Origin of the sequence: Halomonas sp. 1513 (genome assembly GCA_001971685.1) — a bacterium.
In the GTDB taxonomy this organism is placed as follows: Bacteria; Pseudomonadota; Gammaproteobacteria; order Pseudomonadales; family Halomonadaceae; genus Franzmannia.
Genome location: CP019326.1, coordinates 3735568 through 3753593 on the forward strand (window position 1 = coordinate 3735568; position 18026 = coordinate 3753593).

The 18026-nt window shown below is 65.3% G+C and carries 3 protein-coding genes and 1 pseudogene; 3 read left to right on the forward strand and 1 reads right to left on the reverse strand.

All coding sequences use genetic code 11. From position 1 onward, the window contains the following. Nucleotides 1–79 precede the first annotated feature (79 nt). Entirely contained in the window at nucleotides 80–14749 is a 14670-nt protein-coding gene (locus tag BWR19_17050; protein ID APX94504.1) for a hypothetical protein, read from the reverse strand. A 1058-nt stretch (nucleotides 14750–15807) separates the two neighbouring features. Here BWR19_17050 and BWR19_17055 point away from each other — a divergent pair. From BWR19_17055 to BWR19_17065, 3 genes and pseudogenes are all read left to right on the forward strand, one after another. Next, nucleotides 15808–16880 (forward strand): annotated as a pseudogene (locus tag BWR19_17055) (IS1380 family transposase). A 63-nt stretch (nucleotides 16881–16943) separates the two neighbouring features. Next, entirely contained in the window at nucleotides 16944–17222 is a 279-nt protein-coding gene (locus BWR19_17060) for a transposase (protein ID APX94505.1), read from the forward strand. Between the two features lie 56 nt (nucleotides 17223–17278). Beyond that, on the forward strand, nucleotides 17279–17833 hold the full coding sequence (locus tag BWR19_17065) for a transposase (protein ID APX95085.1): 555 nt from the start codon (nucleotides 17279–17281) through the stop codon (nucleotides 17831–17833). The last annotated feature ends 193 nt before the right edge of the window (nucleotides 17834–18026 follow it).

Below are 18026 nucleotides of genomic sequence, written 5' to 3' on the forward strand. Positions count from 1 at the left end.
GCACCACAAAAAGTCCCGCTCGACTAACCGAGCGGGGCGAGTTTGCTTAAAGCCAGAATTCAGGAATTCAGTCGGTTGACTATTCGATGTTTAGCTTTTCATCCAACAATAACTGGTTGATAAATTGCTGGCTAGTAGCACCAGACATCGAGTAGTTCTCAAGCACGATCACCTGATCAGGATTGCTACCCGTGGGATTGATATTGCCACTGGAATTGATATTGAGCACCACATTATTTCCACTCTGTTGGGCAAATACAAAGTTATTTATTTCTTCAATACTTATGCTGCCAGCATTCTCACCTTGCAGAAGATCAGCAATATCCAGAACATTATCTCCCCGGCTAAAGTCCGTGACACGGTCGGTGGCTGCGGTGCCCACCACGCCTTGATCACCAAAGTTCCACTTGAACACGTCATCACCGAAGCCGCCGGTCAGGATGTCATTACCAGCTCCGCCAATAAGAACGTCGTTACCAGCCCCACCAACAAGCACATCGTTGCCGGATGAACCGAGGATAACCTCATCACCTGCAGTACCCACGAAATTAGAATCGGCACTGAACGTGAGTCCGAGCCCCAAAGTGACGGCGTCGCCGTCACCATCTTCCACCGTGACACGCGTGTCCAGCACGAAATCGACCGATGGATCGAGATAGGTACCCCCCACATTGCTGATGCTATAACCGGTACTGGTACCAATAAAGTCGATCCTGTCGAAATACGAACCGCCATTTGGTAGGTCTTCAGCTCGGATCGTTGTAGTTGTAGTTGTCTGGCCTACGCCGCGCCCTACCTCTACGCCATCTAGATATGCCACCCACTGACTCCTGCCACTCGTTGTCACCACGACTTCGGCGAGCTCTACCCTTTGCTGTGTTGTTGGATCACGAAAATTCAACCGCAGCGTTTCACCAGCCGAGATCCTGCCACCGGGCCCGACCCAAATAGTGTTGGCAGAATAGTTAACGTTACCGCCTATACCCGTGGCGAGAAATTCGAGTGTTGATAGCAACGGGTTGCCAAATATAGCCGTGGGTCTATTACCCCCCGTTTCCGGGGACATATTGAGGAATCGCAGAACAGCTGCATCAATCTCAGCCAACACCTCGATAGTGTAGTCGCCAGTCTCCAGATCGACCCTGATTTCGAATGCAGGCCTCCCGTCCGATGTGGAGGCGGCAAGCACACCGTTGACGAAGCTATAGGTCAATGCATCGCCATTATCGACAGTCATAGGCTTCTGAACCGTACCCAATATCGGATCCGAATAGCGAACCAGGATTTGACCGGCGGAGTTGGTCGTAAGACTGATATTCGTCACGGCCGCGCCATCCGAATCGGCCCCGACTTGAATTCCGAGATTGGCACTCAGTACGCTACCCTGCTCGACGCTGAGTATGGCATTCTGCGTATTTGCGATCACCGGGGCGTCATCCACAATGATTACATTGATCGAACTACCTGCAGCATTTCCGGCATTGTCGGTCACAATCACATCGATTCTGGCCTTATCCAGCGTATTTCGTGCAACAGTTCCTTCCGGATGCGTGATCGCCTCAATCAGTTCAAACTCGTAATCCACTCGACCGGTTTCAGCATTGAAACCCGTCAAACGCAGCACATTGCCTTCCGCGGTTACGATCACTACTGGCGAATCGACTGACAGGTTCTGCAGATTGACCTTATCCAGCAGGACAAATCCGTCGTCCTCCACAGCGCTACCAGACATCAACATCCCGGCGACAGCCACCGATGCGATACCTACCACCGAACTAACCCCGAACCAGTTTTGGTCCAGTGTTGATCCAGCCCCTACCTGCGTTCCTCCCTCAAGGAAGGCCTCATACACCCTGACATCACCGCTAGCGACGAGGTTGGTGATGGATGGAAGCGTAGTAATAAGGGTCGCGGTATCATTCACGGCGCCCTGATTTCCGGCCGCGTCGGTCACCGTCATGATGACAATCAGTCCGCCGTCAGACAGACCACTTAGGTCCTGGCCAGCCACGGTGATAATGTTGTCTTCTACGGTGATGTCGCTAGCCGCCACGGTGACGCTGTTACCCAGACCGTCGCGGATCACGATGCTTACGATGCTCGCACCGTCTTCCAACGTACCGCTGAAGGTCACGTTGGTTTGTTCGCTGTCGTTGATCAGCCCATCGGCGTCATCGAATGCGATGCTGTTGCCATCATCTTCCTCCTCACCCGGTGCGGTGGTGTCGACCACGGCGCTGGCCGTGCCGGCCTCCGAGGTGTTGCCCGCCGCATCGGTGAGAGTCGCGCTGACCGTCAGCGTGTCGCCGTCAGCCGGCGCGACCAGGAAGGTTAGAACTTCGCCGGCGGTAATCTGGTCGTCGGTCAGCACGATATCGGTGCCATTGACCGTCAGGATGTTTCCGGCCACGGCGCCGGTGTTAGCCAGGCTTATGATGATGTTGACCTGATCATTAATGATTTCATCGTCGGTGATAAAGCCGTCACCGTTGGCAATCGTCACGTTCGGCGCGTTCGGTGCAATAGTGTCAACCACGGCGTCGGCCGTGCCGGCCGCCGAGGTGTTGCCCGCCGCATCGGTGAGGCTCGCGCTGACCGTAAGCCTCTCGCCGTCGACCGGCGCGATCAACGGGACGAGGACACTGCCCTCATCTATCTCGGCTTGTGTCAGCTCGATCGTAGTGCCATTGACTGTCAGGGTGTCGCCCGCCACGGCGTTGGTGCCGGCCAGGCCGATGGTCACACTCACATTGCCGTCGGCATCGATATCATCAGCGTTAATGAACGCACCACCCGTGCCGATGGTCACGCTCGGGGCGTTCGGCGCAATGGTGTCGACCACGGCGTTGGCCGTGCCGGCCGCCGAGGTGTTGCCCGCCGCATCGGTGAGGGTCGCGCTGACCTCAAGGCTCAGGCCGTTGCCGGGCGCCGCCAGGAAGGTGACCACTTCGCCGGCGTCGATGTCGGCTGGTGTCAGCACGATGTCCAGGCCATTGACCGTCAGGGTGTCGCCAGCCTCGGCGCCGGTGCCGGCCAGGCCGATGCGCACCTCGACCTGATCGTCGGTGATCTCGTCCTCGGTGATAAAGCCGTCACCGTCGGCAATCGTTACGCTCGGGGCGTTCGGCGCGGTGGTGTCGACCACGGCGCTGGCCGTGCCGGCCGCCGAGGTGTTGCCCGCCGCATCGGTGAGGGTCGCGCTGACCGTCAGCGTCTCGCCTTCCGCCGGCGCAGCCAACGGCACGAGCACGCTGCCCGCGTCGATGTTGGCTTGGCTCAGCTCGATCGCCGTGCCATTGACCGTCAGGGTGTCGCCGGCCTCGGCGCCGGTGCCGGCCAGGCCAATGACCACCTCGACCTGGGCGTTGATGATCTCGTCGTCGGTGATAAAGCCGTCACCGTCGGCAATCGTTACGCTCGGCGCACTCGGTGCGGTGATGTCGAGAATGCCGGTCTGGCTGGCCGTGGCGGTGTTGCCGCTCCCGTCCGTGACGCTGGCCTCGACCGTGTAGGCGCCTTCGGCCAGCGCCGTGGGCACCTCAACGCTCCAGGTGCCGTCGGGCTGGACCACGGCGGTCAGGGTCTGGGTGACGCCATTGGCGTCGGTGACCACTACGGTCACCGTCGCACCGATTTCATCGGAGCTGCCGCTGATGACCGGGGTGGTGTCGTTGATGCTGCCCTGCGCGTCCACGCTCAGCGCGGGCGCCGTAATGTCGAGGATGCCGGTCTGGCTGGCCGTGGCGGTGTTGCCGGCCGCGTCCGTCACGCTGGCCACCACCGTGTACTCGCCTTCAGCCAGCGGCGCGTCGACCACCACGCTCCAGGTGCCATCGGCCTGGACCACGGCGGTCAGGGTCTGGGCGTCGCCATTGGCGTCGGTGACCACCACGCTCACCGTCGCACCGAGCTCATCGGAGCTGCCGCTGATGACCGGGGTGGTGTCGTTGATGCTGCCCTGGGCGTCCACGCTCAGTTCGGGCGCAATGGTGTCGACCACGGCGTTGGCCGTGCCGGCCGCCGAGGTGTTGCCCGCCGCATCGGTGAGGGTCGCGCTGACCTCAAGGCTCAGGCCGTTGCCGGGCGCCGCCAGGAAGGTGACCACTTCGCCGGCGTCGATGTCGGCTGGTGTCAGCACGATGTCCAGGCCATTGACCGTCAGGGTGTCGCCAGCCTCGGCGCCGGTGCCGGCCAGGCCGATGCGCACCTCGACCTGATCGTCGGTGATCTCGTCCTCGGTGATAAAGCCGTCACCGTCGGCAATCGTTACGCTCGGGGCGTTCGGCGCGGTGGTGTCGACCACGGCGCTGGCCGTGCCGGCCGCCGAGGTGTTGCCCGCCGCATCGGTGAGGGTCGCGCTGACCGTCAGCGTCTCGCCTTCCGCCGGCGCAGCCAACGGCACGAGCACGCTGCCCGCGTCGATGTTGGCTTGGCTCAGCTCGATCGCCGTGCCATTGACCGTCAGGGTGTCGCCGGCCTCGGCGCCGGTGCCGGCCAGGCCAATGACCACCTCGACCTGGGCGTTGATGATCTCGTCGTCGGTGATAAAGCCGTCACCGTCGGCAATCGTTACGCTCGGCGCACTCGGTGCGGTGATGTCGAGAATGCCGGTCTGGCTGGCCGTGGCGGTGTTGCCGCTCCCGTCCGTGACGCTGGCCTCGACCGTGTAGGCGCCTTCGGCCAGCGCCGTGGGCACCTCAACGCTCCAGGTGCCGTCGGGCTGGACCACGGCGGTCAGGGTCTGGGTGACGCCATTGGCGTCGGTGACCACTACGGTCACCGTCGCACCGATTTCATCGGAGCTGCCGCTGATGACCGGGGTGGTGTCGTTGATGCTGCCCTGCGCGTCCACGCTCAGCGCGGGCGCCGTAATGTCGAGGATGCCGGTCTGGCTGGCCGTGGCGGTGTTGCCGGCCGCGTCCGTCACGCTGGCCACCACCGTGTACTCGCCTTCAGCCAGCGGCGCGTCGACCACCACGCTCCAGGTGCCATCGGCCTGGACCACGGCGGTCAGGGTCTGGGCGTCGCCATTGGCGTCGGTGACCACCACGCTCACCGTCGCACCGAGCTCATCGGAGCTGCCGCTGATGACCGGGGTGGTGTCGTTGATGCTGCCCTGGGCGTCCACGCTCAGTTCGGGCGCAATGGTGTCGACCACGGCGTTGGCCGTGCCGGCCGCCGAGGTGTTGCCCGCCGCATCGGTGAGGGTCGCGCTGACCTCAAGGCTCAGGCCGTTGCCGGGCGCCGCCAGGAAGGTGACCACTTCGCCGGCGTCGATGTCGGCTGGTGTCAGCACGATGTCCAGGCCATTGACCGTCAGGGTGTCGCCAGCCTCGGCGCCGGTGCCGGCCAGGCCGATGCGCACCTCGACCTGATCGTCGGTGATCTCGTCCTCGGTGATAAAGCCGTCACCGTCGGCAATCGTTACGCTCGGGGCGTTCGGCGCGGTGGTGTCGACCACGGCGCTGGCCGTGCCGGCCGCCGAGGTGTTGCCCGCCGCATCGGTGAGGGTCGCGCTGACCGTCAGCGTCTCGCCTTCCGCCGGCGCAGCCAACGGCACGAGCACGCTGCCCGCGTCGATGTTGGCTTGGCTCAGCTCGATCGCCGTGCCATTGACCGTCAGGGTGTCGCCGGCCTCGGCGCCGGTGCCGGCCAGGCCAATGACCACCTCGACCTGGGCGTTGATGATCTCGTCGTCGGTGATAAAGCCGTCACCGTCGGCAATCGTTACGCTCGGCGCACTCGGTGCGGTGATGTCGAGAATGCCGGTCTGGCTGGCCGTGGCGGTGTTGCCGCTCCCGTCCGTGACGCTGGCCTCGACCGTGTAGGCGCCTTCGGCCAGCGCCGTGGGCACCTCAACGCTCCAGGTGCCGTCGGGCTGGACCACGGCGGTCAGGGTCTGGGTGACGCCATTGGCGTCGGTGACCACTACGGTCACCGTCGCACCGATTTCATCGGAGCTGCCGCTGATGACCGGGGTGGTGTCGTTGATGCTGCCCTGCGCGTCCACGCTCAGCGCGGGCGCCGTAATGTCGAGGATGCCGGTCTGGCTGGCCGTGGCGGTGTTGCCGGCCGCGTCCGTCACGCTGGCCACCACCGTGTACTCGCCTTCAGCCAGCGGCGCGTCGACCACCACGCTCCAGGTGCCATCGGCCTGGACCACGGCGGTCAGGGTCTGGGCGTCGCCATTGGCGTCGGTGACCACCACGCTCACCGTCGCACCGAGCTCATCGGAGCTGCCGCTGATGACCGGGGTGGTGTCGTTGATGCTGCCCTGGGCGTCCACGCTCAGTTCGGGCGCAATGGTGTCGACCACGGCGTTGGCCGTGCCGGCCGCCGAGGTGTTGCCCGCCGCATCGGTGAGGGTCGCGCTGACCTCAAGGCTCAGGCCGTTGCCGGGCGCCGCCAGGAAGGTGACCACTTCGCCGGCGTCGATGTCGGCTGGTGTCAGCACGATGTCCAGGCCATTGACCGTCAGGGTGTCGCCAGCCTCGGCGCCGGTGCCGGCCAGGCCGATGCGCACCTCGACCTGATCGTCGGTGATCTCGTCCTCGGTGATAAAGCCGTCACCGTCGGCAATCGTTACGCTCGGGGCGTTCGGCGCGGTGGTGTCGACCACGGCGCTGGCCGTGCCGGCCGCCGAGGTGTTGCCCGCCGCATCGGTGAGGGTCGCGCTGACCGTCAGCGTCTCGCCTTCCGCCGGCGCAGCCAACGGCACGAGCACGCTGCCCGCGTCGATGTTGGCTTGGCTCAGCTCGATCGCCGTGCCATTGACCGTCAGGGTGTCGCCGGCCTCGGCGCCGGTGCCGGCCAGGCCAATGACCACCTCGACCTGGGCGTTGATGATCTCGTCGTCGGTGATAAAGCCGTCACCGTCGGCAATCGTTACGCTCGGCGCACTCGGTGCGGTGATGTCGAGAATGCCGGTCTGGCTGGCCGTGGCGGTGTTGCCGCTCCCGTCCGTGACGCTGGCCTCGACCGTGTAGGCGCCTTCGGCCAGCGCCGTGGGCACCTCAACGCTCCAGGTGCCGTCGGGCTGGACCACGGCGGTCAGGGTCTGGGTGACGCCATTGGCGTCGGTGACCACTACGGTCACCGTCGCACCGATTTCATCGGAGCTGCCGCTGATGACCGGGGTGGTGTCGTTGATGCTGCCCTGCGCGTCCACGCTCAGCGCGGGCGCCGTAATGTCGAGGATGCCGGTCTGGCTGGCCGTGGCGGTGTTGCCGGCCGCGTCCGTCACGCTGGCCACCACCGTGTACTCGCCTTCAGCCAGCGGCGCGTCGACCACCACGCTCCAGGTGCCATCGGCCTGGACCACGGCGGTCAGGGTCTGGGCGTCGCCATTGGCGTCGGTGACCACCACGCTCACCGTCGCACCGAGCTCATCGGAGCTGCCGCTGATGACCGGGGTGGTGTCGTTGATGCTGCCCTGGGCGTCCACGCTCAGTTCGGGCGCAATGGTGTCGACCACGGCGTTGGCCGTGCCGGCCGCCGAGGTGTTGCCCGCCGCATCGGTGAGGGTCGCGCTGACCTCAAGGCTCAGGCCGTTGCCGGGCGCCGCCAGGAAGGTGACCACTTCGCCGGCGTCGATGTCGGCTGGTGTCAGCACGATGTCCAGGCCATTGACCGTCAGGGTGTCGCCAGCCTCGGCGCCGGTGCCGGCCAGGCCGATGCGCACCTCGACCTGATCGTCGGTGATCTCGTCCTCGGTGATAAAGCCGTCACCGTCGGCAATCGTTACGCTCGGGGCGTTCGGCGCGGTGGTGTCGACCACGGCGCTGGCCGTGCCGGCCGCCGAGGTGTTGCCCGCCGCATCGGTGAGGGTCGCGCTGACCGTCAGCGTCTCGCCTTCCGCCGGCGCAGCCAACGGCACGAGCACGCTGCCCGCGTCGATGTTGGCTTGGCTCAGCTCGATCGCCGTGCCATTGACCGTCAGGGTGTCGCCGGCCTCGGCGCCGGTGCCGGCCAGGCCAATGACCACCTCGACCTGGGCGTTGATGATCTCGTCGTCGGTGATAAAGCCGTCACCGTCGGCAATCGTTACGCTCGGCGCACTCGGTGCGGTGATGTCGAGAATGCCGGTCTGGCTGGCCGTGGCGGTGTTGCCGCTCCCGTCCGTGACGCTGGCCTCGACCGTGTAGGCGCCTTCGGCCAGCGCCGTGGGCACCTCAACGCTCCAGGTGCCGTCGGGCTGGACCACGGCGGTCAGGGTCTGGGTGACGCCATTGGCGTCGGTGACCACTACGGTCACCGTCGCACCGATTTCATCGGAGCTGCCGCTGATGACCGGGGTGGTGTCGTTGATGCTGCCCTGCGCGTCCACGCTCAGCGCGGGCGCCGTAATGTCGAGGATGCCGGTCTGGCTGGCCGTGGCGGTGTTGCCGGCCGCGTCCGTCACGCTGGCCACCACCGTGTACTCGCCTTCAGCCAGCGGCGCGTCGACCACCACGCTCCAGGTGCCATCGGCCTGGACCACGGCGGTCAGGGTCTGGGCGTCGCCATTGGCGTCGGTGACCACCACGCTCACCGTCGCACCGAGCTCATCGGAGCTGCCGCTGATGACCGGGGTGGTGTCGTTGATGCTGCCCTGGGCGTCCACGCTCAGTTCGGGCGCAATGGTGTCGACCACGGCGTTGGCCGTGCCGGCCGCCGAGGTGTTGCCCGCCGCATCGGTGAGGGTCGCGCTGACCTCAAGGCTCAGGCCGTTGCCGGGCGCCGCCAGGAAGGTGACCACTTCGCCGGCGTCGATGTCGGCTGGTGTCAGCACGATGTCCAGGCCATTGACCGTCAGGGTGTCGCCAGCCTCGGCGCCGGTGCCGGCCAGGCCGATGCGCACCTCGACCTGATCGTCGGTGATCTCGTCCTCGGTGATAAAGCCGTCACCGTCGGCAATCGTTACGCTCGGGGCGTTCGGCGCGGTGGTGTCGACCACGGCGCTGGCCGTGCCGGCCGCCGAGGTGTTGCCCGCCGCATCGGTGAGGGTCGCGCTGACCGTCAGCGTCTCGCCTTCCGCCGGCGCAGCCAACGGCACGAGCACGCTGCCCGCGTCGATGTTGGCTTGGCTCAGCTCGATCGCCGTGCCATTGACCGTCAGGGTGTCGCCGGCCTCGGCGCCGGTGCCGGCCAGGCCAATGACCACCTCGACCTGGGCGTTGATGATCTCGTCGTCGGTGATAAAGCCGTCACCGTCGGCAATCGTTACGCTCGGCGCACTCGGTGCGGTGATGTCGAGAATGCCGGTCTGGCTGGCCGTGGCGGTGTTGCCGCTCCCGTCCGTGACGCTGGCCTCGACCGTGTAGGCGCCTTCGGCCAGCGCCGTGGGCACCTCAACGCTCCAGGTGCCGTCGGGCTGGACCACGGCGGTCAGGGTCTGGGTGACGCCATTGGCGTCGGTGACCACTACGGTCACCGTCGCACCGATTTCATCGGAGCTGCCGCTGATGACCGGGGTGGTGTCGTTGATGCTGCCCTGCGCGTCCACGCTCAGCGCGGGCGCCGTAATGTCGAGGATGCCGGTCTGGCTGGCCGTGGCGGTGTTGCCGGCCGCGTCCGTCACGCTGGCCACCACCGTGTACTCGCCTTCAGCCAGCGGCGCGTCGACCACCACGCTCCAGGTGCCATCGGCCTGGACCACGGCGGTCAGGGTCTGGGCGTCGCCATTGGCGTCGGTGACCACCACGCTCACCGTCGCACCGAGCTCATCGGAGCTGCCGCTGATGACCGGGGTGGTGTCGTTGATGCTGCCCTGGGCGTCCACGCTCAGTTCGGGCGCAATGGTGTCGACCACGGCGTTGGCCGTGCCGGCCGCCGAGGTGTTGCCCGCCGCATCGGTGAGGGTCGCGCTGACCTCAAGGCTCAGGCCGTTGCCGGGCGCCGCCAGGAAGGTGACCACTTCGCCGGCGTCGATGTCGGCTGGTGTCAGCACGATGTCCAGGCCATTGACCGTCAGGGTGTCGCCAGCCTCGGCGCCGGTGCCGGCCAGGCCGATGCGCACCTCGACCTGATCGTCGGTGATCTCGTCCTCGGTGATAAAGCCGTCACCGTCGGCAATCGTTACGCTCGGGGCGTTCGGCGCGGTGGTGTCGACCACGGCGCTGGCCGTGCCGGCCGCCGAGGTGTTGCCCGCCGCATCGGTGAGGGTCGCGCTGACCGTCAGCGTCTCGCCTTCCGCCGGCGCAGCCAACGGCACGAGCACGCTGCCCGCGTCGATGTTGGCTTGGCTCAGCTCGATCGCCGTGCCATTGACCGTCAGGGTGTCGCCGGCCTCGGCGCCGGTGCCGGCCAGGCCAATGACCACCTCGACCTGGGCGTTGATGATCTCGTCGTCGGTGATAAAGCCGTCACCGTCGGCAATCGTTACGCTCGGCGCACTCGGTGCGGTGATGTCGAGAATGCCGGTCTGGCTGGCCGTGGCGGTGTTGCCGCTCCCGTCCGTGACGCTGGCCTCGACCGTGTAGGCGCCTTCGGCCAGCGCCGTGGGCACCTCAACGCTCCAGGTGCCGTCGGGCTGGACCACGGCGGTCAGGGTCTGGGTGACGCCATTGGCGTCGGTGACCACTACGGTCACCGTCGCACCGATTTCATCGGAGCTGCCGCTGATGACCGGGGTGGTGTCGTTGATGCTGCCCTGCGCGTCCACGCTCAGCGCGGGCGCCGTAATGTCGAGGATGCCGGTCTGGCTGGCCGTGGCGGTGTTGCCGGCCGCGTCCGTCACGCTGGCCACCACCGTGTACTCGCCTTCAGCCAGCGGCGCGTCGACCACCACGCTCCAGGTGCCATCGGCCTGGACCACGGCGGTCAGGGTCTGGGCGTCGCCATTGGCGTCGGTGACCACCACGCTCACCGTCGCACCGAGCTCATCGGAGCTGCCGCTGATGACCGGGGTGGTGTCGTTGATGCTGCCCTGGGCGTCCACGCTCAGTTCGGGCGCAATGGTGTCGACCACGGCGTTGGCCGTGCCGGCCGCCGAGGTGTTGCCCGCCGCATCGGTGAGGGTCGCGCTGACCTCAAGGCTCAGGCCGTTGCCGGGCGCCGCCAGGAAGGTGACCACTTCGCCGGCGTCGATGTCGGCTGGTGTCAGCACGATGTCCAGGCCATTGACCGTCAGGGTGTCGCCAGCCTCGGCGCCGGTGCCGGCCAGGCCGATGCGCACCTCGACCTGATCGTCGGTGATCTCGTCCTCGGTGATAAAGCCGTCACCGTCGGCAATCGTTACGCTCGGGGCGTTCGGCGCGGTGGTGTCGACCACGGCGCTGGCCGTGCCGGCCGCCGAGGTGTTGCCCGCCGCATCGGTGAGGGTCGCGCTGACCGTCAGCGTCTCGCCTTCCGCCGGCGCAGCCAACGGCACGAGCACGCTGCCCGCGTCGATGTTGGCTTGGCTCAGCTCGATCGCCGTGCCATTGACCGTCAGGGTGTCGCCGGCCTCGGCGCCGGTGCCGGCCAGGCCAATGACCACCTCGACCTGGGCGTTGATGATCTCGTCGTCGGTGATAAAGCCGTCACCGTCGGCAATCGTTACGCTCGGCGCACTCGGTGCGGTGATGTCGAGAATGCCGGTCTGGCTGGCCGTGGCGGTGTTGCCGCTCCCGTCCGTGACGCTGGCCTCGACCGTGTAGGCGCCTTCGGCCAGCGCCGTGGGCACCTCAACGCTCCAGGTGCCGTCGGGCTGGACCACGGCGGTCAGGGTCTGGGTGACGCCATTGGCGTCGGTGACCACTACGGTCACCGTCGCACCGATTTCATCGGAGCTGCCGCTGATGACCGGGGTGGTGTCGTTGATGCTGCCCTGCGCGTCCACGCTCAGCGCGGGCGCCGTAATGTCGAGGATGCCGGTCTGGCTGGCCGTGGCGGTGTTGCCGGCCGCGTCCGTCACGCTGGCCACCACCGTGTACTCGCCTTCAGCCAGCGGCGCGTCGACCACCACGCTCCAGGTGCCATCGGCCTGGACCACGGCGGTCAGGGTCTGGGCGTCGCCATTGGCGTCGGTGACCACCACGCTCACCGTCGCACCGAGCTCATCGGAGCTGCCGCTGATGACCGGGGTGGTGTCGTTGATGCTGCCCTGGGCGTCCACGCTCAGTTCGGGCGCAATGGTGTCGACCACGGCGTTGGCCGTGCCGGCCGCCGAGGTGTTGCCCGCCGCATCGGTGAGGGTCGCGCTGACCTCAAGGCTCAGGCCGTTGCCGGGCGCCGCCAGGAAGGTGACCACTTCGCCGGCGTCGATGTCGGCTGGTGTCAGCACGATGTCCAGGCCATTGACCGTCAGGGTGTCGCCAGCCTCGGCGCCGGTGCCGGCCAGGCCGATGCGCACCTCGACCTGATCGTCGGTGATCTCGTCCTCGGTGATAAAGCCGTCACCGTCGGCAATCGTTACGCTCGGGGCGTTCGGCGCGGTGGTGTCGACCACGGCGCTGGCCGTGCCGGCCGCCGAGGTGTTGCCCGCCGCATCGGTGAGGGTCGCGCTGACCGTCAGCGTCTCGCCTTCCGCCGGCGCAGCCAACGGCACGAGCACGCTGCCCGCGTCGATGTTGGCTTGGCTCAGCTCGATCGCCGTGCCATTGACCGTCAGGGTGTCGCCGGCCTCGGCGCCGGTGCCGGCCAGGCCAATGACCACCTCGACCTGGGCGTTGATGATCTCGTCGTCGGTGATAAAGCCGTCACCGTCGGCAATCGTTACGCTCGGCGCACTCGGTGCGGTGATGTCGAGAATGCCGGTCTGGCTGGCCGTGGCGGTGTTGCCGCTCCCGTCCGTGACGCTGGCCTCGACCGTGTAGGCGCCTTCGGCCAGCGCCGTGGGCACCTCAACGCTCCAGGTGCCGTCGGGCTGGACCACGGCGGTCAGGGTCTGGGTGACGCCATTGGCGTCGGTGACCACTACGGTCACCGTCGCACCGATTTCATCGGAGCTGCCGCTGATGACCGGGGTGGTGTCGTTGATGCTGCCCTGCGCGTCCACGCTCAGCGCGGGCGCCGTAATGTCGAGGATGCCGGTCTGGCTGGCCGTGGCGGTGTTGCCGGCCGCGTCCGTCACGCTGGCCACCACCGTGTACTCGCCTTCAGCCAGCGGCGCGTCGACCACCACGCTCCAGGTGCCATCGGCCTGGACCACGGCGGTCAGGGTCTGGGCGTCGCCATTGGCGTCGGTGACCACCACGCTCACCGTCGCACCGAGCTCATCGGAGCTGCCGCTGATGACCGGGGTGGTGTCGTTGATGCTGCCCTGGGCGTCCACGCTCAGTTCGGGCGCAATGGTGTCGACCACGGCGTTGGCCGTGCCGGCCGCCGAGGTGTTGCCCGCCGCATCGGTGAGGGTCGCGCTGACCTCAAGGCTCAGGCCGTTGCCGGGCGCCGCCAGGAAGGTGACCACTTCGCCGGCGTCGATGTCGGCTGGTGTCAGCACGATGTCCAGGCCATTGACCGTCAGGGTGTCGCCAGCCTCGGCGCCGGTGCCGGCCAGGCCGATGCGCACCTCGACCTGATCGTCGGTGATCTCGTCCTCGGTGATAAAGCCGTCACCGTCGGCAATCGTTACGCTCGGGGCGTTCGGCGCGGTGGTGTCGACCACGGCGCTGGCCGTGCCGGCCGCCGAGGTGTTGCCCGCCGCATCGGTGAGGGTCGCGCTGACCGTCAGCGTCTCGCCTTCCGCCGGCGCAGCCAACGGCACGAGCACGCTGCCCGCGTCGATGTTGGCTTGGCTCAGCTCGATCGCCGTGCCATTGACCGTCAGGGTGTCGCCGGCCTCGGCGCCGGTGCCGGCCAGGCCAATGACCACCTCGACCTGGGCGTTGATGATCTCGTCGTCGGTGATAAAGCCGTCACCGTCGGCAATCGTTACGCTCGGCGCACTCGGTGCGGTGATGTCGAGAATGCCGGTCTGGCTGGCCGTGGCGGTGTTGCCGCTCCCGTCCGTGACGCTGGCCTCGACCGTGTAGGCGCCTTCGGCCAGCGCCGTGGGCACCTCAACGCTCCAGGTGCCGTCGGGCTGGACCACGGCGGTCAGGGTCTGGGTGACGCCATTGGCGTCGGTGACCACTACGGTCACCGTCGCACCGATTTCATCGGAGCTGCCGCTGATGACCGGGGTGGTGTCGTTGATGCTGCCCTGCGCGTCCACGCTCAGCGCGGGCGCCGTAATGTCGAGGATGCCGGTCTGGCTGGCCGTGGCGGTGTTGCCGGCCGCGTCCGTCACGCTGGCCACCACCGTGTACTCGCCTTCAGCCAGCGGCGCGTCGACCACCACGCTCCAGGTGCCATCGGCCTGGACCACGGCGGTCAGGGTCTGGGCGTCGCCATTGGCGTCGGTGACCACCACGCTCACCGTCGCACCGAGCTCATCGGAGCTGCCGCTGATGACCGGGGTGGTGTCGTTGATGCTGCCCTGGGCGTCCACGCTCAGTTCGGGCGCAATGGTGTCGACCACGGCGTTGGCCGTGCCGGCCGCCGAGGTGTTGCCCGCCGCATCGGTGAGGGTCGCGCTGACCTCAAGGCTCAGGCCGTTGCCGGGCGCCGCCAGGAAGGTGACCACTTCGCCGGCGTCGATGTCGGCTGGTGTCAGCACGATGTCCAGGCCATTGACCGTCAGGGTGTCGCCAGCCTCGGCGCCGGTGCCGGCCAGGCCGATGCGCACCTCGACCTGATCGTCGGTGATCTCGTCCTCGGTGATAAAGCCGTCACCGTCGGCAATCGTTACGCTCGGGGCGTTCGGCGCGGTGGTGTCGACACTTGACGAAGGCGGAGTAGTCTCCAACTCCGAAATCGCCTGTGTAGTAATATCGTTGAAAATATTGTCTGTGGCCGTGGCACCGATAACCGGTTCACCACCTTGCGTGCCTGCCTCAAAATCAAACGCCAAGGGGTCAAAATGTTCGTTAATGCGAGCGAGACGGACGAAGTCGTGGCCACCCCCTATGCCGCCCTCACCGCCGGCACTAGCCAGGGGTGCCAGGAGCACATCTAGGAAGTCGTCGTCCCCTTCTTCGATTGCAGCAAGCAGGGCTTGAAGATCTACATCCAAGACGCTCAAATCTTCAGCGTATAGGGGCTGATTGGCGTCGAGGTCGGAGGTCATCAATACAACCTGGCCACCTACAATCAAAGTGGGGTCTAGGCCATCTGCAAAGACGATCTGCACACGAGCATTGTCAGAAGTTACGAGCGTTTCGCCTTCTTGCAAGGTGTCACCAACACGGAGGTCGCGAAGATTGCCATCGGCGTCACGCGCCCAAGCCTGGCCAATGATGGAAATGACTGTTGCAATAGGCATGATGGGCTCCAGGCGTGATGATCTTGGTTAGCGTCGCGTCGATGGCCACTGCCATGCGAAAGAACACAACCGAAAAAATTTTGAGAGAAAAACAATAGGAAAAAATGAGCTTGACAAGTATTGTACCAATGGCCAATACAAAAGTATGAGAAGGAGTAGCTATATGGTGTAATTAATTCGTAATTTCGGCACCGCTGAATGAAGACAACCTACTGAATTACATGATGATATAGCTGAACCAGCCATTCATCCGTACCAATCCATGCCCAACCTCCAGCTCCGTGCCAGTGGTCGCACCCTCTGAACTGAACCGGTCCCCGAAATTCGGGCCAGGCGCTAAGCTCTGATCAGACCGACCAGGAGAGCCTGATCATGAGCAGGAAAAGACGGCAATACAGCGGTGACTTCAAGACCAAGGTAGCCCTCGCTGCCTTGAACCCGGCTTATTCAAGAGGCCGAGCTAAAAATGAAGATGGCGATTGATTTTCTCTTGTAGAATCAGGATGTTCCTGCCAGAACACGATCCAAGAGGACCACTCGCCATGGGTGAAAGCCTATCCACCTGGACGCCCTCCTGCAACGGCTCTGTCCGTGTCGAGCTGAGCGGCCAGCGAACCACCAGTGACAGCGGTGCTCTGCTGCTGCGCGAAGCCCTCGACCGTAGCGGCGCGATTGAGGCGCTCGAAGACAACCTGGTTGATCCGCGCCACTCGCTGGCCAGCGAGCTGCGCGCGGGACAACGCCCCTGGTCCAGGACCGGCCCTCTCAAGCCACGCTGTCGAGGTTGCTGACCTGCCTCGGCCGTGACGACAACATCGATTCCGTGCACGAAGGCCTGCTGCGACTGGTGACCTGGCGCCTGACCGCGCTGAAGAACGGTGAGCGTCCCAAGCAGCTGACGCGGGACAATGACGGCCTGCCGATCGAGGTCCACGGCCACCAGGACGGCTCGGCCTATCATGGCCTGTACGGTGCACGGATCTATTCGCCGCTGGTCGCCTCGCTGGCTGAGACCGGCTACATGGTGGGCGGCCTGCTACGCGAGGGCAACGCCGGCCCGGCCGAAAACGCCGACACCTGGATCCCCCATCTGGTGCACCGCCTCAATGAGAGCACCGGGGCTCACGTGCGGGTGCGCATCGATGCCGGTTTCACTGACAACGACACGCTGGAGGCGCTGGAAGCGCGCGGCATCGAGCACCTGGGGCGGCTGCGCAGCCACAAAGGCCTGCAAGCGCTGGCGGCGCCGCACCTGAAGCGACCCCGCGGCCGCCCGCCCGGGCAACCTCGGGAATGGTGCCACGACCTGGAGTAGCAAGTCGGCACCTGGCCGACGCCACGGCGCGTGGTGCTGGTGGTCCAGGAACGCCCCGATGATCTGCTGCTGCATGCCTTCTTCCTGGTCACCAACATCGGCAAGTTCGACTGGCCGCCCGAGAAGGTTCTGGCGCTCTATCTCAAGCGCGGCAGCGCCGAGGCGCATATGGGCGAGGTGAAGTCGGCTCTCGACGTGCACCTCTCGTCGACCGATCGCGGCGCCTCTACCGTCCAAGACGTGATGGCGCGCAACGAGATGAGCTTACTGCTGAGCCTCTATTCCTACCAAGTTCTGCATTGAATCGCCCCGGGTTTCGTAGACACCTCCAGGCCTTATACTGAAGGTACCCAGGAGGTCCCCATGAGCCGTCAACGATACACCGAAGAATTCAGGATCGAAGCCGTCAAGCAAGTGACGGAGCGGGGCCATCCCGTCAGCGAAGTCGCCGCCCGGCTGGGCGTGTCCGCCCACAGCCTGTATCAATGGATGAAGCGCTATGCCAAGCCTGCTGAACAACGCCAGCGGGATGATGACCTTCAGGCTGAGAACCGTCGTTTGAAGGCCGAGCTGAAGCGTGTATCAGAAGAGCGAGATATACTAAAAAAGGCCACCGCGTACTTCGCCAGGGAGTCCGACTGAAGTACGTGTTTATTCAAGACCATGCGGACCAATATTCGGTGCGGCGGCTGTGCAGCATCATGGCGGTACATCCCAGCGGTTACTATGCCTGGTGCCGTAACGCTATGTCTGACCGGGTTCGAGACGATCAGCGCCTTCTGGGGCTGATCAAGCACGCCTGGCTCGAGAGCGGCAGCATCTACGGCTACCGCAAGGTCCATCAGGACCTGCGAGAGATCGGCGAAGCCTGTGGTAAGCACCGTGTCGCTCGCCTGATGCGCCGGGAAGGCCTACGCTCACAGACCGGTTATCGGCGCCGCCCTGGCTGCTATGGCGGTAAACCGGCGGTGGTATCACCCAACCACCTGGATCGTCAGTTTGACGTGGCGGCGCCCAATGTTGCTTGGGTCACCGATATCACCTACATCCGCACTTACGAGGGCTGGCTCTACTTATCGGTGGTCATCGACCTGTTCTCTCGGCAGGTGGTCGGCTGGTCGATGAAGCCTCGCATGACCACTGACTTGCCATTGGATGCCTTGCTCGCGGCGGTCTGGCGACGAAAGCCGCAAGGGTTCGTGGTAGTGCATTCGGATAGTATGACTACTAAGGGCCAGGTGTTCGTGGATTGACCTGTCTTTCACAATGAACGACGTATCCTGAAAGACCTGGTGCCGTGATGGTTTTCGGGTTTCCTGACCCCCACTCCGATCGACCTGGGTTGAGTGTCTTTCCCTGGACCCGTCGGTGATCCGAAAGCCTTGGCGGCTAGGTTTCGCCTCGTCGAAGCATGTGACTCAAGAAGGGCCTGACAGCCTGTCTCGT

Excerpts from the sequence above, each read along its gene's own strand:
- BWR19_17060 (APX94505.1), top strand. The coding sequence starts at position 16,944 with ATGAGCCGTCAACGATACACCGAAGAATTCAGGATCGAAGCCGTCAAG.